Here is a 17,897-nt window from a genome sequence, read left to right as displayed (position 1 = left end):
GTCGGGGGTGCCTCAGCCGGGAGGGACGAGGGGGGCAAGGCGCCGGCCGCGCAGGTGCCACGCGCGCGTGCCCGGAGGCGACGGAACCGGTGCTGCATCAGGCGCGGTCGGCGTCCGGCGAGGACCCGGTGGCGGGGTGCGGGGTGCCGGGCGCTCGCCGAGCGGCGAGGGTCGCGGCCGTCAGCAGGAGTGCGCAGGCGGCGAGGAGGCACAGCGGGACGGGGCCGGCCGGTCCGACCAGTACGGCTCCGACGGCCAGCCCGGCGACGTTCGGGGTGAACAGCACCGTGTGGGCGCCGGCGGTCGCCCGGCCCAGCAGCGGCCCCGGCGTCTCCCGCTGCACGGCGGTGAGCGCGGCGATCAGCACGCACGGCAGACCCAGCCCGACCGCCGCGCCCGACATCAGGACCATCGGGTCCGAGGGAACGGCGCGCGCCGCCACCCCGGCCGCCGTCAGCGCGATCCCGGCCGCCGCGAACCGGAGCCCGCCCAGCCGCCGCAACGCGGGGCCCGAGACCAGCCCGGCCGCCACCGAGCCGGCCCCCTGGACGGCGTAGAGCACGCCCACGTAGGCGGGGGAGTGGCCGAGCCGGTCCACGACGGCGTACAGCGTCGTGCTGCCCAGCGCGGCGAACAGCATCGTCGTACCGCCGGCGCCGACCAGCGGCCGCAGCCCCGGGTGCCCCCACAGGCGGCGCACGCCCTCCGCCGTCTCCCGCCACCAGCCGGCGCCGGAGCGGACCGGGTGCCCCTCGGCCACCCGCAGCAGGGCGCACAGTCCGGCGGCGGCCATGAAGGTGACCGCGTCGAGGCAGGCGACGGCCGGGCCGCCGCCCAGCGCGTAGAGGCCCGCCCCGGTCAGCGGGGCGGCCAGCTTCATGCCCTCCGTGGCGGTCGTGCGCAGGCCGTTGAAGTCACCGAGGAGGTCCGGGGCGAGGGCGGCGGCCACCAGGGCCGACTCGGCGGCTCCCTGGACGACACCGGCGGCGCCGTACAGGAACAGCACCGTGAACAGCAGCCACAGGCGGCCGGGCGAGCTGACGGCGAAGAGGGTGAGCAGCAGGGCGGCCAGACCCACGTTCAGGGCGACGAGCAGGGGCCGGCGGCGGCAGCGGTCGGCGAGCGTGCCGAGCGCCGGGCCCGCCACGGTGGGCGCCCACAGGGCGACCACGCACAGCGCGGCCAGGCCGTTCGAACCGGTGAGGTCCTTGACCCACACACCCGACGCCAGCCACAGCGAGGAGGTGCCGAAGGCGGACACCAGCGAGCCGGTCAGGCACAGGGCGGCGTTGCGGTCCCGCAGCACGCGGGGCACGGTGGAGGAGGTCGTCATACCCGCCCATCGTGGGTCTGAGGGGGGCGGGCGGGCATCGGGCACCTGCCTCATGCCGCGGGACGACGACGGCGGGTCTCCGCCGGACCGATGAGTTTCCCCGTGCTGTCCGGTCAGCACTCCGTACCGGTATCAGCAACCATCGAGGAGCGAGGCATGTCCGACCACCTGCTCGATCTCGGCCCTCAGGCCCGGATCGTGGCGCAGCTCGCCGAGGCCGTGACCGACGACCAGCTCGCCGCCCGCACGCCCTGTCCCGACCTGGCGGTACGCAACCTGCTGGGCCACCTGCTCGGCCTGTCCGTCGCCTTCCGCGACGCCGCCCGCAAGGAACTCGGCGCCACCACCGACACCAGCCCGGGCAGCGTCGTGCCGGACATCGGCCCCGGCTGGCGCGAGGAACTGCCCAAGGCGCTGGACGAACTCGCCGACGCCTGGCGCGACCCGGCCGCCTGGACCGGCATGACCCGCGCGGGCGGGATCGACCTGCCCGCCGAGATCGCGGGCCCGATCGCCGTCGACGAACTGGTGATCCACGCCTGGGACCTCGCCCGCGCCACCGGCCTGCCCTACAGCCCCGACCCGGCGGCCCTCGACGCGTCCCTCACCTTCCTCCGGGCCGCGGCCGCCAACCCGGAGAACAGCCCGTTCGGGCCGCCCGTCGCGGTCCCCGAGGACGCTTCGCTCCTTGACCGCGCGGTGGGCCTGAGCGGGCGGGACCCGGGGTGGCGGCCGTAGCAGCGGTCGGGCGGCCGGAGCTGCCGTCGGGACCGCCGCCGGAACCGCGGCCGGGACCGCCCCCGGCGGTGACACCGCCGTCGGCCGAGCGCCCCCCGGCGACACCCCCCGCCGACGTCAAGCGGATCGGCGGGAAACGTGCCTACGGTGGAGCATGAGCGAGATCGTCGTCGTGTACGAACTCGACCAGCCGGCGGCCGGCCACGCGCCCCCGGCCGGCGCCCCCGGCTCTCCCGGTGCTCCCGGCACGGCATGGGCGCCGCGGCGGGTGCACGCCGCGCCCGCCGCCCCCGGCAGGTCCGGCGCCGCCGGACCGCGCACCCTGTGCGGCAAGGACACCTTCGCCATGGACAAGGGCCGCCGGATGTCCGCCGAGGAACCCGAGACCCCGTGGTACCCGGCCGAGCACGCCTCCCGGGTCTGCCCCGACTGCGCGGCCGTGATGGAGACCTGACCGGTTCGTCGCACTCCCCGCTTGCGGAAATCCGCCCGATCCGGGCGTGCCGCGTCGGTAACCTCGCTCCCATGCCGCTCACCCTCACCGTTCTCGGCACCGCCTCGCCGCACCCCGCCCCGGACCGGCCCTGCTCCGGGTACCTGGTCTCCGGCGGGGGTGCCGAGGTGTGGGTGGACGCGGGGCCGGGGACGTTCGCCGCGTTGCAACGGCACACGGACCCCGCCCGGCTCACCGCGATCTGGATCTCGCACCTGCACGCCGACCACAGCGCCGACCTGCTGGCCGCCGCGTACGCCTTCGCCTTCGGCGGGATGACCCCGCCCGCGCCCGTCCCCGTCTACGCCCCGCAGGACTGCGCGCGGCGGCTGGCCGGCTTCTTCGGCCGACCGGACGTCGACTTCCTCAAGGCGGTCTTCGACTTCCGTGACCTGTACGACGGGCACGACGTCCGGCACTGGAACCTCCGCCTGACCAGCCGCGCCGTCGCCCACGACACCGAGGCGTACGGGCTGCGCGCCGAGTGCCAGGGCAGCGTGCTGGCGTACTCGGGGGACAGCGGCCCCTGCGCCGCGCTCACCGAACTCGCGGTGGGCGCCGACCTGTTCCTGTGCGAGGCGGACATCGACGCGCATTCCGGTAGCGAACAGTTCCGGCAGGTGCATCTGACCCCCGAGGACGCCGGGCGCGTCGCCCGTGACGCGCGCGTACGGGAGCTGCTCGTCACCCATGTCGGGCCGACGCTCACCCGGGAGGCGGCGACCGAGCGGGCCGCGGCCGCCTGCGGCAGGCCGACCGGCCCGGCCGTCGAGGGCGGCGTCCGCACCTTCTGAGGCGCCCGTCCCGACAACTCACCTCTGCGGTGCCCCCGTTCGGCGTCCGCTCCTTTGTCGGAAGCGTTGACGAAGCACGGTCCCCCTCCTACGGTCGTCCGCGTCGTACTTCGTACGTCATATATGAGACGCGATACGTGAGATCCGAGAGGGCCGCATGACCTCTGTGCCCATCCCGATCCCGTCCCGCACGCAGTTCGTGCTGGACGCGATCAAACACCGCATCCTGACCGGGCAGCTGGCGCCCGGACAGGCCCTGGTCGAGACGGAGCTGGCCGCGCAGTTCGGGGTGTCCAAGACCCCGGTGCGGGAGGCGCTCAAGACCCTCGCCGGGACCGGTCTGGTCGTGATGAGCCAGTACAAGGGCGTCACGGTCCGCATGGTGGACGCGGACATGGCGCGCGAGGTCCACGACGTGCGGCTGCTGCTGGAACCGGAGGCCCTGCGCCGGGCGGTGCGGCGCGGTTCCCCCCTCGACGCCGCCCGCGCCGCCCTCACCCGGGCCGACGCCGCCACCGACATCGCCGAACGTTCTCACGCCAACCGCGAGTTCCACCGCGCCCTGTACCTGCCGTGCGGCAACCCGCTGCTCGGCCGGATGCTCGACGAGGTCCGTGACCAGGCGGCCCTCGTCTCGGCCGTGGCCTGGGCCGCCGCCCCCTCCTGGGAGCGGGAGGCCGCCGAGCACCGGGAGATCCTGCGGCTCGCGCTGGACGGCGACGCGGACGGCGCCGCGGACGCCCTGCACGACCACATCGCGTCCTTCGTGCGGCGGGCTTTCCCCGAGCCCCAGCCAGAGGGAGGTCATCCATGAGCGGTGTGACGTTCGAGACCCAACGGGCGGCCCTGGCCGACGTGGTGGCCATCCCGGTGACCCCCTTCGCCGCGGACGGCTCCGTCGAGCGCGACACCCACCGGGCTCTGCTGCGCCGGCTGCTCGACGGCGGGATCACGACCCTCACCCCGAACGGCAACACGGGCGAGTTCTACGCGCTCGCCCCCGCGGAGCGGCGCCTGGTCACCGAGCTGACCGTCGAGGAGGCCGGCGACCGCGCCGCGCTCCTGGTGGGCGTGGGCCACGACCTGCCCACCGCGATCGACTCCGCCCGGCACGCCCGCGGCCTCGGCGCCCGGATGGTGATGGTCCACCAGCCCGTGCACCCCTACGTCTCGGCCGCCGGCTGGGTCGACTACCACCGGGCCATCGCCGAGGCCGTGCCCGAGCTGGGCGTGGTCCCCTACATCCGCAACGCGCGGCTGACCGGCGCCCGGCTCGCCGAACTCGCCGACCACTGCCCGAACGTGATCGGCGTGAAGTACGCCGTCCCGGACGCGGCACGGTTCGCGGCCTTCGCCCGGGACGCGGGCCTTGACCGCTTCGTGTGGGTGGCGGGCCTCGCCGAGCCGTACGCCCCCTCCTACTTCTCCGCCGGCGCCACCGGCTTCACCTCCGGACTCGTCAACGTCGCGCCGGCCGTCTCGCGGAACATGCTCGAAGCGCTCCGCTCCGGCGACTACCCGGCCGCCATGAAGGTCTGGGAGCAGGTCCGCCGCTTCGAGGAACTGCGGGCCGCCCACGGCTCCGCCGACAACGTCACCGTCGTGAAGGAGGCGCTCGCCGCGCTCGGCCTGTGCCGCAGGGACGTCCGTCCGCCGAGCCGGCCGCTGCCCGAGGAGCAGCGCGCCGAGGTCGCCGCGATAGCCGCCGGATGGTCGGTGTGAGCGCGCCCCGCAGGAGGCCGCAGGAGCTCAGGAGCCACCAGTGGTACGGCACGGACGGCCTGCGGTCCTTCAGCCACCGCGCCCGCACCCGCCAGCTCGGCTACCTGCCCGAGGAACACCTCGGCAAGCCGGTCGTCGCGATCCTCAACACCTGGTCCGACATCAATCCCTGCCACGTCCACCTGCGCGACCGGGCCCAGGCCGTCAAGCGCGGGGTGTGGCAGGCGGGCGGCTTCCCGCTGGAGTTCCCCGTCTCCACCCTCAGCGAGACCTTCCAGAAGCCCACCCCGATGCTCTACCGCAACCTGCTCGCGATGGAGACCGAGGAACTGCTGCGGTCCTACCCCGTCGACGGCGCGGTGCTCATGGGCGGCTGCGACAAGTCGACCCCCGCGCTCCTCATGGGCGCCGCCTCGGTCGACCTGCCCGCCGTGTTCGTCCCGGCCGGACCCATGCTCCCGGGCCACTGGCGGGGCGAGGTCCTCGGCTCCGGCACCGACATGTGGAAGTACTGGGACGACCGGCGGGCCGGTCTCATCGGCGACTGCGAGATGACCGAGCTGGAGAGCGGACTGGCCCGCTCGCCCGGCCACTGCATGACGATGGGCACCGCGTCCACGCTCACCGCGGCCGCCGAGGCGCTCGGGGTGACCGTGCCGGGCGCGTCCAGCATCCCCGCGGTGGACTCCGGGCACGACCGGATGGCCGCGAGAGCCGGCCTGACGATCGTCGAACTGGTCCACCGCGACCGCAGGCTGAGCAGCATCCTCACCCGTGAGGCCTTCGAGGACGCCGTCACCACCGTCCTCGGGCTCGGCGGCTCCACCAACGCCGTGATCCACCTGATCGCCATGGCGGGCCGGGCCGGGGTGAAGCTCACCCTGGACGACTTCGACCGCATCGCCCGCACCGTCCCGGTGCTCGCCGACGTCCGGCCCGGCGGACAGCGCCACCTCATGGAGGACTTCCACTTCGCCGGCGGCCTGCCCGGCTTCCTCTCCCGCATCCCCGACCTGCTCCACCTCGACCGGCCGACGGTGTCCCACGACACCCTGCGCGAGCAGCTCGACGGCGCACGGGTGCACGACGACGAGGTGATCCGCACCCGCGACAACCCGGTCGCGAGCGAGGGCGGGGTCGCCGTCCTGCGCGGCAACCTCTGCCCGGACGGAGCCGTCGTCAAGCACATCGCCGCCGAGCCCCGCCTGCTCCGGCACACCGGCCCCGCCGTCGTCTTCGACGACTACCGGACCATGCAGCGCACCATCGACGACCCCGCCCTGGGCATCACCGCCGACAGCGTGCTGGTGCTGCGCAACGCCGGACCCAAGGGCGGCCCGGGCATGCCCGAGTACGGCATGCTGCCCATCCCCGGCCACCTGCTCAAGCAGGGGGTGCGGGACATGGTGCGGATCTCCGACGCCCGCATGAGCGGCACGAGTTACGGCGCCTGCGTGCTGCACGTGGCGCCCGAGTCGTACGTCGGCGGGCCCCTCGCCCTGGTGCGCACCGGCGACCTCATCACCCTGGACGTCGACGCCCGCCGCCTCCACCTGCACGTGGACGACGCGGAGCTGGAGCGGCGCCGGGCCGCGTGGACCCCGCCGCCCGCGCGGTACGAGCGCGGCTACGGCGCCCTCTACAACGAACAGATCACCCAGGCCGACACCGGCTGCGACTTCGAGTTCCTCGCCCGCCCGGGCCAGGTCCCGGACCCGTACGCCGGCTGAGAACCCCGCGACCCGCCCGGGAGGCGCGCCACCGGGGCCGGGCGAGTCCCGGCCCCGGTCCGGCACCCCAACCTTCGGCCGCACCGCGAAGGAAGCGCGGACAGGCGGCGACGGCCACCCGGGAGGCATGGCGCGGCAACCGGACGCGCTGGAAGGGGTGCTGACGCACCGGGAGCTCCGGTAGCGCCCGAATGCACCCCGGTGCGCGAGCCGTTCGGGGGTGGCTTGATATCGATCGGGCAACGAGTCTCGCGCTACCCCTGGTGACGCGCGTAGAACACCTGTCATGCATAAATCACTGCGGATCGCGGCGGCCACCGCCGCCTGCGCCCTCGCCGGTGGCGCCCTGTACGGCGCCGGCGCGGCCACGGCCGGTCAGTCCACGGCGAACTCGACCCACGAGCCCTACAACATCGGGCTCCTGGTGAAGGACATCGACACCTACTACGGCACCACCGCCGACAGCAACGGCGTCTACCAGGCGTCCCCGGACAGCCCGTACGCCAAGGACCTCGCGCGCGTCGACGCCGACGCCCGCCGCTACATCGACAAGGCGGCGCGCAAGGCGCACCACCACGGCGAGAAGCCGGCCGTCGTCTTCGACATCGACGACACGCTGCTGCTCAGCCTCGACTACGAGAAGCGCTACAACTACACGTACAACGGCACCACCTGGGCCGACTACGTGAACAAGGCCGACCGCCCGGCCGTCTTCGGCAGCCCCGAGCTGGTCCAGTACGCCGCGTCCAAGGGCGTGACGGTCTTCTACAACTCCGGTCTCAGCGAGGCGCAGCGCACCGCCGCCGTGGAGAACCTGAAGAAGATCGGCGCCGACGTGAACCTCGACGCCGGCCACATGTTCCTCAAGGACAAGGTCAACCCGCCCGCCTACCTGGGCGACTGCGCCACCCCCGGCACCTGGACCTGCACCACCGTGCAGTACAAGGCCGGCACCCGCAAGCACATCGAGGACGACCTCGGGTACGACATCGTCGCCAACTTCGGCGACCAGTACTCGGACCTCGACGGCGGCTACGCCGACCGAACCTACAAGCTGCCGAACCCGACGTACTTCGTGTCCTGACGCTCCCCGTACGTCTGGAGCGGCCGCTGGCACCCGGCCCCCGTCACCGGCACCGTGTACGGCCTGTCCCCGGCCGTGCCGGTGGTCGCTGTACGGGAGTTCGGACGTCGTCCGGCAGAGCGAACCGGATTCCGTAACACCGGGAAAACCTGAAACGGGTGCGACAGGGGAACAATCCAGCCAGCATTCGCACACCGGCTCATCAGGCGACGAGGAGTTCGACCATGTCCGAGACACAGAAGGCGGAGCAGCGGCGGAATGCCGCGCCACCCGCCGCGAACGGCCTCGACCGGTACTTCAGAATCTCCGAACGGGGATCCACCTTCGGCCGGGAGATACGCGGCGGATTCGCCACGTTCTTCACCATGGCCTACATACTTGTCCTGAATCCGATCATCCTGGGCAGCGCCAAGGACAAGTTCGGCCACTCCCTCGACACCGGCCAACTCGTCACCGCCACCGCGCTGGTGGCCTGTGTCATGACCGTCATCATGGGCGTCGGCGGCAACCTGCCGCTCGCCATCGCCGCGGGACTCGGCCTCAACGCCGTCGTCGCCTTCCAGCTCGCGCCCCTGATGAGCTGGCCCGACGCGATGGGCCTGGTCGTCCTGGAGGGCCTCGTCATCTGCCTGCTGGTCCTCACCGGACTGCGGGAAGCGATCATGAACGCGATCCCGCAGCAGCTGAAGCAGGCCATCGGCGTCGGCATCGGCCTGTTCATCGCCTTCATCGGCTTCGTGGACGCCGGGTTCGTCAGCCGCATCCCGGACGCCGCGCACACCACCGTGCCCGTGCAGCTCGGCGCCGTCGGGCGGCTCACCGGCTGGCCCGTCCTCGTCTTCTGCCTCGGCGTGCTGCTGACCGTCGCGCTGGTCGCCCGCAAGGTGAAGGGCGCCATCCTCATCAGCATCGTGACGATGACCGTCGTCGCGATCGTCGTCGACTCCGTCGCCGACATCAAGAGCTGGGGCCTGACCACCCCGAAGGTCCCCGACAAGATCGTCGCCGCCCCGGACTTCGGACTCGTGGGCCACTTCAGCCTGTTCGGCGGCTTCGCCGAGGCCGGTGTCCTCACCGCCGTCCTGCTGGTGTTCACCCTGATCCTGTCCGACTTCTTCGACGCCATGGGCACGATCGTCGGCATCAGCGCCGAGGCCGGACTGCTCGACGACGAGGGCCAGGTGCCCGGCATCGGCCGGGTGCTGTTCATCGACGGCGCCGCCGCCGTCGCGGGCGGTGTCGGCTCCGCCTCCTCCAACACCGCCTACATCGAGTCCGCCGCCGGTGTCGGCGAGGGTGCCCGCACCGGCTTCGCCAACCTGGTCACCGGCGGCCTCTTCGGCCTCGCCCTCTTCCTCACCCCGCTGCTGACCATCGTCCCGCTGCAGGCGGCCGCGCCGGCGCTGATCGCGGTGGGCTTCCTGATGATGACCCACGTGAAGCACATCGACTGGGACCGGTACGAGATCGCCATCCCGGCGTTCCTCACCATCGCCGCGATGCCCTTCACCTACTCGATCACCGACGGCATCGGCGCGGGATTCGTGGCCTACGTGCTCATCAAGACGGTCCTCGGCAGGGCCAGGGAGGTCGACTGGCTGCTGTGGGGCGTGTCGGCGCTGTTCCTCGTCTACTTCGCGATCGACCCGGTGGAACAGGTCCTCGGGGTCAAGTGAGCGACGGGGGGCGGCCCGGCGGACCGCCCCCCCCGCGCCCGGTGCCTACGTGAGCGCCGCCCGCATCATCGCCCGGGCCACCGGCGCCGCCAGTCCGTTGCCACTGACCTCGGACCGGGCCGCGTCGGACTGCTCGACCATCACCGCGACGGCGACCTCCTTGCCGCCCGCCGCCTTGCCGTAGGAGGTGAACCAGGCGTACGGCGTCTTGCTGTTGTTCTCGCCGTGCTGCGCGGTGCCGGTCTTGCCGCCGACCGTCAGCCCGTCGATCCGCGCGTTGGTACCGGTGCCGTCCTTCACCACCGTCTCCATCGCCGACCGCAGCTGCTCGGCCGTCCCGGAGCTGACGACCTGCCGCGTGTCCGCGCCGTCGTCGTAGTCCCTCAGCGTGTCGCCGCCGCTGTCGGTGATCCGCGAGACCATGTGCGGCGAGACCAGCTTGCCGTCGTTGGCGATGGCCGCCGACACCATGGCCATCTGGAGCGGGGTCGCGGTCACGTCGAACTGCCCGATGCCCGAGAGGGCGGTCTGTGCGTCGTCCATGTGCGAGGGGTAGACGCTGGGGTAGGCCCGCACCGGCACGTCCTGCTTGTCGTCGTCGAAGCCGAACTTCTCGGCCATGGCCCGCACCTTGTCCTGCCCGAGCCGGACGGCCATCCTGGCGAAGACGTTGTTGCAGGAGTAGCGCAGGGCGACCCGGATCGGGGCGTCCGCGCAGGGAGCCGACCTGTTCTCGTTCGTCAGCGCCTTCGACGTGCCGGGCAGCGTGTACGGATCGGGGCTGTCGGTGCGCTCGTCGACGTTCTTGTACAGCCCGTCCTCCAGCGCGGCCGCCGCCACGACCAGCTTGAACGTGGAGCCGGGCGGCAGTGGCTGGCGCAGCGCCCGGTTGGTGAGCGGCTTGTCCTTGTCCGCGTTCAGCCGCTTCCAGGCCGCGCCCGCCGTGTTGGCGTCGGTGAGCTGCGCGGGGTCGTACGACGGGGTCGACACCACCGCGAGGATCCGGCCCGTCTTCGGTTCGACGGCTACGGCCGCGCCCTTGTTGCTCCCGAGCGCGTCGTAGGCCGCCTTCTGCACGGCCGGTTCGATCGTGGTGAGCACGTCACCGGGCTCGGCACGCTCCCCGGTGATCGTGTCCATGACGGTCTTGAGCTTGGTGTCCGTGCCGTTGAGCAGGTCCGCGTAGATGCCCTCCAGCTGGGTCGGGGCGTAGGCCTGCGAGGCGTAGCCCGTCACGGCCGCGTACAGTCTGCCGCTCTTGTACGTCCGCTTGTACGCGAGGTCGCCGCCCTTCGTCCGCGCCGAGCCGGTGATCGAGTTCCCGGCCACGATGATGTTCCCGAGCGGCCGTGAGTAGGTCTCGATCGCGTTCCGCCGGTTGTCGTTGTCTTCCGCGAGGGCCTTGCCGTCGTAGAACTGCACCCAGGTCGCCCTGACCAGCAGAGCGAGCACGAGCAGCAGCGCGAAGACGGACGCCCGCCTGATCGTCTTGTTCATCCCGCCCGGAAGGACGAGCGAAAGGGGGCGATCGTTCCCGTAAGCCCCCTTTTCTCATCGCGCGTTCAGGAAACCCGCCTCGTACGCGGCGATCACCGCCTGGGTCCGGTCCCGGGTGCCGGTATTGGCCGGCACGGCCGCCACGTGCGACTTCACGGTGGCGGCACCGACGTCCATGCGCCGGGCTGTCTCGACGTTCGTCGGACCGCCGGCCATGTGCCGCAGCACCTCGCTCTCCCGCCCGGTGAGCCTGCCCACCCAGGCCGGCGGCGCGGCGCCGCGGCGCGCGTGCTCCGCCGCGAGGGCCCGCAGGGCCGAACAGCAACCCCAACGCCTCGGTCTGTGCGGTGTGTTGGCGAGCCGATCCGCCAGGTGGGTGGTGGCGACGGTCGCGACGAGCGGGCCGGCGGTCATCGGTCCAGCGTAGGCGAGGCCCGGCGGGGGCCGGCCGCCCCGGGCCGCCGCGGTGGCGGAGGTCATGCCACGACGGTCCCGTACCGAGCGGGCGGCGCGCGTCCCGCGCGGCGACGCTCCTCCTCCGCCGGACGGGGGAGGAGCGCTCAGCCCTCCAGTCTCAGGATCACTTCGTCGATCTCCGCGCCGCGCCCGTTGGCGTACCCGCGGGCCCGCGCGCTCTCCCGGAAGCCGCACTTCTCCAGCACCCGCAGCGAGCCCGCGTTGTCGGCGGCGGCCCGGGCGTACAGCGGGCGTTCGGGCACCTCCACGAGCAGGGCCCGCAGGGCCGCCGTCGCCACACCGCGCCCCCAGTGGTCCCGATCGATCCAGTACGTCACCTCGCGCTCGCCGGGCTCTCCGTAGACCCCCGCGCTGCCGACCACGACACCGTCGGCGAGGACCGTGCGCAGCAGGAAGGAGCTTTCCCTGACGCGCTTCCAGCGGACGTCGAAGGCAGTGCGGTCGGCGGGGTCCTGCGGGCCGAAGGCGGCCATCCGCAGGGCCTCGGGGTCGTTCATCTGCCGGTAGAAGACCGGCAGATCGCTGTCCTCGACGGCACGCAGCGCGATCTCCATGGGGGGAGAGCCTACGCGCCTGTCCGGGCCCGGACCGGGCTCCTCAGAGCCGACGTGTCGCGAGGGTCAGCCGGTCCCTGGCGTCGAACAGCGCGTCCTTGATCATCTGTTCGTGGGCGGGCGTCAGCCGGGCCACCGGGACCGAGCAGCTGATGGCGTCGCGGGCCGGGGTGCGGTACGGGATCGCCACCCCGAAGCAGCGCAACCCCAGGGTGTTCTCCTCGCGGTCGACCGCGAAGCCCTGCTCGCGGACCTGGCGCAGTTCGTCGATCAGCTTCTCGCGGTCGGTGATCGTGTGCTCGGTGAGGGCGGGCAGCGTCTCCGGCAGCAGCTTGCGTACCTGCTCGTCGGTGTGCGTGGCGAGCAGCGCCTTGCCCAGGGAGGTGGAGTGGGCGGGCAGCCGCCGGCCCACCCGGGTGAAGGGCCGCAGGTAGTGCTGCGACTGGCGGGTGGCCAGGTAGACCACGTTCGTGCCGTCGAGGCGCGCCAGGTGGATGGTCTCCGTGGTGTCGTCGGAGAGCCGGTCGAGCGTCGGCCGGGCCGCCGCGACCACCTCGTCGCCGTCGATGTACGACGTACCCACCAGCAGCGCCCGCACCCCGATGCCGTACCGCGTGCCCGTGGCGTCCGTCTCCACCCAGCCCAGCTCCACGAGCGTGCGCAGCAGCATGTAGAGGCTGGACTTCGGGTAGCCCACCGCCTCCTGGACGGCCGCGAGCGAGTGCATGCCGGGCTTGCCGGCGAAGTACTCGAGCAACTCAACGGTCCGTACCGCGGACTTGACCTGCGCCCCGCCGCCTGTCTCGGCTGCCGACATCGCCCCTGACCCCTTCGTTCGACGAGGACCTAGATATATAGTCTCCGAGCAGCGAATTCATCATCAGAGACAGTGTTCAGTATATCGAACGCGACTGATGGTTGACCCAGGAAATGCGGCCTTACTTGGAGGGACCCGCGGTGGCAGCAGCACCAGTCTGGAGTGTCGACCCGCGCACCGGGAAGCAGCGCGAGCAGGTTGCGGTGGAGGCCACGGCCCAGGAGGTGGACGCGGCCGTCCGGGCGGCGCACGCCGCCCGCGGCGCCCTCGCCGACCGCGCCGTCCGCGCCGCCTTCCTCCGCTCGGCCGCCGCCGGCCTGGACGCGGCCGGGGACGGCCTGGTCGAGACCGCCGACGCCGAGACCGCCCTCGGACCGGTCCGGCTCACCGGCGAACTCGCCCGGACCACCTACCAGTTGCGGGCCTTCGCGGACATGGTCGACGAGGGCGCCTTCCTGGACGTCATCATCGACCACCCCGACGACACCGCCACCCCGCCCGTCCCCGACCTGCGCCGCTACAAGGTGCCGCTCGGCGTGGTGGCCGTCTACTCCGCCTCCAACTTCCCCTTCGCCTTCTCCGTGGCCGGCGGCGACACCGCGAGCGCGCTGGCCGCGGGCTGCCCGGTCGTCGTCAAGGCCCACCCCGACCACCCGGCGCTGTCCGAACTGGTCGCCGGGGTGCTGCGCCGGGCCGCCGCCGAGCACGGCGTACCCGAGGGCGTCGTCGGACTCGTGCACGGCTTCGACGCGGGCGTCGGGCTGATCGGACACCCGCTGGTGGCCGCCGCGGGCTTCACCGGTTCCGTGCGCGGCGGACGCGCCCTGTTCGACGCGGCCGCGGCGCGGCCGGTGCCGATCCCGTTCCACGGCGAGCTGGGCTCGCTGAACCCGGTCGTGGTCACCGAGGCGGCGGCCGCCGAGCGCGCGGAGGCGATCGGGTCCGGGCTGGCCGGGTCCATGACCCTGGGCGTCGGCCAGTTCTGCGTCAAGCCGGGCCTGGTGCTGGTGCCGTCCGGCGCTGCGGGCGACGGACTCGTCAAGGCGCTCACGGACGCCGTCGGCGACGCCGGGGCGGGCGTCCTCCTCGACCACCGCATGCGGGACAACTTCGTGGCGGGCGTCGCCGAGCGGGCCGGGCTGCCCGAGGTGGAGTCGCCGGTCACGCCGGGCGCGGGCGGCGAGCACACGGTCAGCGCCGGGTTCCTCACGGTGCCGGCGAGCCGGCTGGCCACGGAGGGCGCGCACGACCTGCTGCTCGAGGAGTGCTTCGGGCCGGTCACCGTGGTGGCGCGGTACGAGGACGAGGGCGAGGCGACGGCGGTCCTGTCGCGGCTGCCGGGCAACCTGACGGCGACGGTCCACCTCTCCGAGGAGGAGGCCGCGGGGCGGGGGCGGGGCGCCGAGATCCTCGCCGAGCTGACCCCGCTGGCCGGACGGGTGCTGGTGAACGGATGGCCGACCGGAGTGGCCGTGGCACCCGCGCAGCACCACGGGGGGCCGTACCCGGCCACGACGTCCACGTCCACCTCCGTGGGCGGTACCGCCATCGAGCGGTGGCTGCGGCCGGTCGTCTACCAGAACGCGCCCGAGGCGCTGCTGCCCGCGGAACTGCGCGACGACAACCCGCTCGGCCTCCCGCGGCGCTTCAACAAGGTCCTGGAACGCTAGGGCCTGTTGCGGAAGTGGCCCTGGGCGCCCCCGGCCCCTCTGCGAGAATCCGCCGATGGACACAGAGCTTCCCGAACTCCCCTTCCCCTTGCGGACCTACGGCCCCGACGGCCACTGGTCCCACGAGGACGGCGTGCTGACCGGATGGGCCGGACCCCGGCAGGACCGGTTCGTCACGCCCACCGGTGAGGCCCTGGATCCCGCCTCCGACGCGCCCCGGCTGCTCGGGGCGCCCGAGGGCGACTTCCAGCTGATCGCCCGCGTCACCGTCGGGTTCAACGCGTCCTTCGACGCCGGGGTGCTCTACGTCCACGTCGGCGAACGCGCCTGGGCCAAGCTCTGCCTGGAGTACTCCCCGGACGTGCCCACCGTCTGCACGGTGGTCACCCGGGGACACTCCGACGACGCCAACTCCTTCACCGTGCACGGGAGTTCCGTGTGGCTGCGGATCAGTCGCACCGGACGGACCTTCGCCTTCCACGCCTCACGGGACGGCGCACGCTGGACCTTCGTCCGGCTGTTCACGCTGGGCGGGGAGAAGGAGACCGGAGCCGCGCTCGTCGGCTTCATGGCCCAGTCGCCGCTGGGCGAGGGCTGCGTGGTCACCTGGGACCACATCGAGTTCCGGCCCGCCTGGCCGAGCGACCTGCGGGACGGAAGCTGAGCGAACCGGACCGGGCCGGGCCGGAGCACGCCCGGCCCGGCCCGGCCGGAACCGGAGCCGAGCACCCCCGCGTCCTTGCTCCCATGATCAGTGACCGCCTGAACGACGCTCTGGTGATCCGCACCGCCGTGCCCGCGGAGGCCGAGGTCATCGCCGATCTGCACATCCGGGCCCGCTCGACGTACTACCCGGACGGCGTGCCCCGGGCCGACGTCGACTGGGCCGAGGCGTGGCGCGGCTCCATCGAGCGCCCGGACGGCCATGTGCTGTGCGCGGTGGAGCGGGGCCGGATCGTGGGCATCGCCTCCTTCCGCACCCCGGACGGCGCCACCGCCCGGACGGTGAAGCTGTTCCAGTTCCATGTGGACCCCGGCCACTGGCGGGCCGGCATCGGTACGGCCCTGCACGCGGCCTGTGTGGAGGAGTGGCGGGCCGACGGCAGGCGCACGGCCGTCCTCGACGTGCACGTGGACAACCGGCGCGCCCAGGCCTTCTACGCCCGCCAGGGCTGGACCCCCGACCCGGAGAACCCGCCCGCCGACGGCGACCACCACCTCTACCTGCGCTTCTCCGTGCCCGGGGAATGAACCCCGCTGTTTGAACGTTCACGTACCGGGCGGAGACGGTCTTCGCCCGGTACGACCTCGTACGACCTGGAGAAGAGCCGAGAGCATGCGCGTCGAGATCTGGACGGACATCGCCTGTCCCTGGTGCTATGTCGGAAAAGCCCGGTTCGACAAGGCGCTCGCCGCCTTCCCGCACCGCGACCAGGTCGAGGTGGTGCACCGCTCCTTCGAGCTGGACCCCGGCCGCGCCAAGGGCGACGTCCAGCCGGTCATCACCATGCTCACCCGCAAGTACGGCATGAGCGAGGCGCAGGCCCAGGCCGGCGAGGACAACCTCGGGGCCCAGGCGGCCGCCGAGGGACTGGACTACCGCACCCGGGGCCGCGACCACGGCAACACCTTCGACATGCACCGCCTGCTGCACCTCGCCAAGGAGCACGGCCGGCAGGACCAGCTCGTCCAGGGCTTCTACCGGGCCAACTTCGCCGAGGAGCGTTCCGTCTTCACCGAGGGCGACGAGCGCCTGGTGGAGCTGGCCGTCGAGGCGGGGCTGGACGCCGAGACCGTCCGCGCGGTCCTCGCCGACCCCGACGCCTACGCCGACGAGGTCCGCGCCGACGAGCGCGAGGCCGCCCAGCTCGGCGCGAACGGCGTGCCCTTCTTCGTCCTCGACCGCGCCTACGGCGTCTCCGGCGCGCAGCCGACCGAGGTCTTCACCCAGGCGCTGACCCGGGCGTGGGGCGAGCGCTCCCCGCTGAAGCTGGTCCAGCAGGGCGGCTCCGAGGATGGCACGGCCTGCGGCCCGGACGGGTGTGCGGTGCCCCAGCACTGAGAAACAGCAGGTCGGCGCGGATGTATAAGGGTTCCTGAGAGGTTCCGCGTAAGAATTCGCAATGGACGGCCGGTTCGCGGAGCCGCACAGTGGTTCGCATGGAGACCACGGAGACGTTCGAGAGCCTCGTCCGCGCCGAGTTCGCCCCCGCCGGCACCTATCTCAACACCGCGAGCAACGGCCTGCTGCCGGCCCGCACCGTCGCCGCCCTCCACGAGGCGGCGCTGCTGCGGGCCGCGGGCCGGCCGCTGACCCCGCTGTTCGAGGACGTGGAGGCCTGCCGGGCCGCGTACGCCCGGCTCGCCGGGGTCCCGGCGAGCCGGGTCGCGGCGGGCGCCTCGGTCGCCGCGCACACCGGGGTGATCGCCGCCTCGCTGCCCGCCGGCGCCGAAGTCCTCACCGCGGAGGCCGACTTCACCTCCGTGCTGAACCCGTTCCACGTCCGCGGCGACCTCAAGGTGCGCGCGGTCCCGCTGGAGCGCCTCGCCGAGTCCGTCCGCCCGGGCACCGCCCTGGTCGCGGTCAGCGCGGCCCAGTCCGCCGACGGACGCGTCGCCGACCTGGCCGCGCTGCGCGAGGCGGCCCGGGAGCACGGCGCCCGCACCTACGTCGACCACTCCCAGGCCGCCGGCTGGCTGCCCGTCGACGCGGGCGCCCACGACTTCACCGCCACCGTCTCCTTCAAGTGGCTGCTCGGCCCGCACGGAGCCGCCTTCCTCACCGTGCCCGAGGACTTCGGCGGGCTGACCCCGGTGCTCGCCGGCTGGGTCGCGGGCGAGGCGCCGTGGGACAGCTGCTACGGGCCGGTCACCGAACTCGCGCGTTCCGCACGGCGGTTCGACCTCACCCACGCCCTGTTCAGCTACGCCGGACTGCGCCGCTCCCTCGAACTGATCGAGGAGCTGGGGGTGACCGCCGTCCACGCGCACGCCGTGGCCCTGGCCGACCGGTTCCGGGCCGGGCTCGCGGACCTCGGGCACGAGCCGGTGCCCGCCCCCGGCTCGGCGATCGTCTCGGTGCCGGGACTCGGCTCCCGCCAGCCGGCGCTGAGCAGGGCGGGCATCGAGCTGTCCGACCGCGCGGGCAGCCTGCGTGCGGCCTTCCACCTGTACAACACGCCCGCCGACGTGGACCGCCTGCTGGACGCGCTGTCCCGCTGACACGCCCGGGGGGGGGGGGGGGGGGGCCCCCCCCGGGGCGGGGGGGGGGGGGGCGGGGGGCGCCCCCCCCCCCCCCCCCCCCCCCCAGGC

Annotated in this window: 17 protein-coding genes and 1 pseudogene; 13 read left to right on the top strand and 5 right to left on the bottom strand. The window is 73.2% G+C overall.

The window, feature by feature from the left end; all coding sequences use genetic code 11:
• Positions 1-97: 97 nt before the first annotated feature.
• Entirely contained in the window at positions 98-1,333 is a 1,236-nt protein-coding gene (locus V7E45_RS28860; protein ID WP_333777135.1) for an MFS transporter, read from the bottom strand.
• A gap of 156 nt (positions 1,334-1,489) precedes the next feature.
• Here V7E45_RS28860 and V7E45_RS28855 point away from each other — a divergent pair, with 156 nt between their 5' ends.
• The 8 genes from V7E45_RS28855 to V7E45_RS28820 all read left to right on the top strand — a co-directional run bounded on the left by V7E45_RS28855 (position 1,490) and on the right by V7E45_RS28820 (position 9,570).
• Positions 1,490-2,071 carry a TIGR03086 family metal-binding protein gene (locus V7E45_RS28855; protein WP_333777134.1) on the top strand — a complete coding sequence of 194 codons (582 nt, stop codon included), beginning with the start codon at positions 1,490-1,492 and terminating at the stop codon, positions 2,069-2,071.
• Positions 2,072-2,225: 154 nt separating this feature from the next.
• Positions 2,226-2,525, top strand: a complete 300-nt coding sequence (locus V7E45_RS28850; protein ID WP_333777133.1) for a hypothetical protein — start codon at positions 2,226-2,228, stop codon at positions 2,523-2,525.
• A 71-nt stretch (positions 2,526-2,596) separates the two neighbouring features.
• Positions 2,597-3,358 carry an MBL fold metallo-hydrolase gene (locus V7E45_RS28845; protein ID WP_333777132.1) on the top strand — a complete coding sequence of 254 codons (762 nt, stop codon included), beginning with the start codon at positions 2,597-2,599 and terminating at the stop codon, positions 3,356-3,358.
• Between the two features lie 157 nt (positions 3,359-3,515).
• The gene (locus tag V7E45_RS28840) at positions 3,516-4,172 is read left to right on the top strand and encodes a GntR family transcriptional regulator (protein ID WP_333777131.1); all 657 of its coding nucleotides are present in this window, start codon (positions 3,516-3,518) and stop codon (positions 4,170-4,172) included.
• Positions 4,169-5,080 (top strand): dihydrodipicolinate synthase family protein, encoded by a 912-nt coding sequence (locus V7E45_RS28835; protein ID WP_333777130.1) that lies wholly within the window; start codon positions 4,169-4,171, stop codon positions 5,078-5,080. Before V7E45_RS28840 ends, V7E45_RS28835 begins: the two co-directional genes overlap by 4 nt.
• Complete coding sequence (gene araD / locus V7E45_RS28830; RefSeq protein WP_333777129.1) at positions 5,068-6,810, top strand: L-arabinonate dehydratase; 1,743 nt, start codon at positions 5,068-5,070, stop codon at positions 6,808-6,810. Before V7E45_RS28835 ends, araD begins: the two co-directional genes overlap by 13 nt.
• Before the next feature lie 286 nt (positions 6,811-7,096).
• Positions 7,097-7,894 carry an HAD family acid phosphatase gene (locus tag V7E45_RS28825; protein WP_333777128.1) on the top strand — a complete coding sequence of 266 codons (798 nt, stop codon included), beginning with the start codon at positions 7,097-7,099 and terminating at the stop codon, positions 7,892-7,894.
• Between the two features lie 224 nt (positions 7,895-8,118).
• Positions 8,119-9,570 carry an NCS2 family permease gene (locus tag V7E45_RS28820; RefSeq protein WP_333777127.1) on the top strand — a complete coding sequence of 484 codons (1,452 nt, stop codon included), beginning with the start codon at positions 8,119-8,121 and terminating at the stop codon, positions 9,568-9,570.
• A gap of 45 nt (positions 9,571-9,615) precedes the next feature.
• On the opposite strand, the gene V7E45_RS28815 is transcribed toward V7E45_RS28820, so the two are convergent.
• From V7E45_RS28815 to V7E45_RS28800, 4 genes and pseudogenes are all read right to left on the bottom strand, one after another.
• Positions 9,616-11,067 (bottom strand): peptidoglycan D,D-transpeptidase FtsI family protein, encoded by a 1,452-nt coding sequence (locus V7E45_RS28815; protein WP_333777126.1) that lies wholly within the window; start codon positions 11,065-11,067, stop codon positions 9,616-9,618.
• Positions 11,068-11,121: 54 nt separating this feature from the next.
• Positions 11,122-11,385, bottom strand: a pseudogene (locus V7E45_RS28810) (response regulator transcription factor); the annotation flags it as partial.
• 242 nt (positions 11,386-11,627) lie between these two features.
• Entirely contained in the window at positions 11,628-12,098 is a 471-nt protein-coding gene (locus tag V7E45_RS28805; protein ID WP_333777125.1) for a GNAT family N-acetyltransferase, read from the bottom strand.
• A 43-nt stretch (positions 12,099-12,141) separates the two neighbouring features.
• Complete coding sequence (locus V7E45_RS28800; RefSeq protein ID WP_333777124.1) at positions 12,142-12,915, bottom strand: IclR family transcriptional regulator; 774 nt, start codon at positions 12,913-12,915, stop codon at positions 12,142-12,144.
• Positions 12,916-13,055: 140 nt separating this feature from the next.
• Between V7E45_RS28800 and V7E45_RS28795 the strand changes: the two genes are divergently transcribed.
• The 5 genes from V7E45_RS28795 to V7E45_RS28775 all read left to right on the top strand — a co-directional run bounded on the left by V7E45_RS28795 (position 13,056) and on the right by V7E45_RS28775 (position 17,807).
• Positions 13,056-14,585, top strand: a complete 1,530-nt coding sequence (locus V7E45_RS28795) for an aldehyde dehydrogenase (NADP(+)) (protein ID WP_333777123.1) — start codon at positions 13,056-13,058, stop codon at positions 14,583-14,585.
• A gap of 55 nt (positions 14,586-14,640) precedes the next feature.
• Positions 14,641-15,249: a DUF1349 domain-containing protein gene (locus tag V7E45_RS28790; RefSeq protein WP_333777122.1), complete on the top strand. Its 609-nt coding sequence runs from the start codon at positions 14,641-14,643 to the stop codon at positions 15,247-15,249.
• Between the two features lie 83 nt (positions 15,250-15,332).
• Positions 15,333-15,836 (top strand): GNAT family N-acetyltransferase, encoded by a 504-nt coding sequence (locus tag V7E45_RS28785; protein WP_333777121.1) that lies wholly within the window; start codon positions 15,333-15,335, stop codon positions 15,834-15,836.
• 85 nt (positions 15,837-15,921) lie between these two features.
• Positions 15,922-16,647: a DsbA family oxidoreductase gene (locus V7E45_RS28780; RefSeq protein ID WP_333777120.1), complete on the top strand. Its 726-nt coding sequence runs from the start codon at positions 15,922-15,924 to the stop codon at positions 16,645-16,647.
• Between the two features lie 98 nt (positions 16,648-16,745).
• Positions 16,746-17,807, top strand: a complete 1,062-nt coding sequence (locus V7E45_RS28775; RefSeq protein WP_333777119.1) for an aminotransferase class V-fold PLP-dependent enzyme — start codon at positions 16,746-16,748, stop codon at positions 17,805-17,807.
• Positions 17,808-17,897 lie beyond the last annotated feature (90 nt).

The organism is Streptomyces sp. IBSBF 3136 (assembly GCF_036815105.1).
Lineage (GTDB): Bacteria > Actinomycetota > Actinomycetes > Streptomycetales > Streptomycetaceae > Streptomyces.
The sequence above is the reverse complement of the archived record's forward strand: the minus strand, read 5'-3'. Positions and strand labels throughout refer to the sequence as shown.

Coding starts and splice junctions, on each gene's coding strand:
- V7E45_RS28860 (WP_333777135.1), bottom strand. CDS start 1,333: ATGACGACCTCCTCCACCGTGCCCCGCGTGCTGCGGGACCGCAACGCC.
- V7E45_RS28855 (WP_333777134.1), top strand. CDS start 1,490: ATGTCCGACCACCTGCTCGATCTCGGCCCTCAGGCCCGGATCGTGGCG.
- V7E45_RS28850 (WP_333777133.1), top strand. CDS start 2,226: ATGAGCGAGATCGTCGTCGTGTACGAACTCGACCAGCCGGCGGCCGGC.
- V7E45_RS28845 (WP_333777132.1), top strand. CDS start 2,597: ATGCCGCTCACCCTCACCGTTCTCGGCACCGCCTCGCCGCACCCCGCC.
- V7E45_RS28840 (WP_333777131.1), top strand. CDS start 3,516: ATGACCTCTGTGCCCATCCCGATCCCGTCCCGCACGCAGTTCGTGCTG.
- V7E45_RS28835 (WP_333777130.1), top strand. CDS start 4,169: ATGAGCGGTGTGACGTTCGAGACCCAACGGGCGGCCCTGGCCGACGTG.
- araD (WP_333777129.1), top strand. CDS start 5,068: ATGGTCGGTGTGAGCGCGCCCCGCAGGAGGCCGCAGGAGCTCAGGAGC.
- V7E45_RS28825 (WP_333777128.1), top strand. CDS start 7,097: ATGCATAAATCACTGCGGATCGCGGCGGCCACCGCCGCCTGCGCCCTC.
- V7E45_RS28820 (WP_333777127.1), top strand. CDS start 8,119: ATGTCCGAGACACAGAAGGCGGAGCAGCGGCGGAATGCCGCGCCACCC.
- V7E45_RS28815 (WP_333777126.1), bottom strand. CDS start 11,067: ATGAACAAGACGATCAGGCGGGCGTCCGTCTTCGCGCTGCTGCTCGTG.
- V7E45_RS28805 (WP_333777125.1), bottom strand. CDS start 12,098: ATGGAGATCGCGCTGCGTGCCGTCGAGGACAGCGATCTGCCGGTCTTC.
- V7E45_RS28800 (WP_333777124.1), bottom strand. CDS start 12,915: ATGTCGGCAGCCGAGACAGGCGGCGGGGCGCAGGTCAAGTCCGCGGTA.
- V7E45_RS28790 (WP_333777122.1), top strand. CDS start 14,641: ATGGACACAGAGCTTCCCGAACTCCCCTTCCCCTTGCGGACCTACGGC.
- V7E45_RS28785 (WP_333777121.1), top strand. CDS start 15,333: ATGATCAGTGACCGCCTGAACGACGCTCTGGTGATCCGCACCGCCGTG.
- V7E45_RS28780 (WP_333777120.1), top strand. CDS start 15,922: ATGCGCGTCGAGATCTGGACGGACATCGCCTGTCCCTGGTGCTATGTC.
- V7E45_RS28775 (WP_333777119.1), top strand. CDS start 16,746: ATGGAGACCACGGAGACGTTCGAGAGCCTCGTCCGCGCCGAGTTCGCC.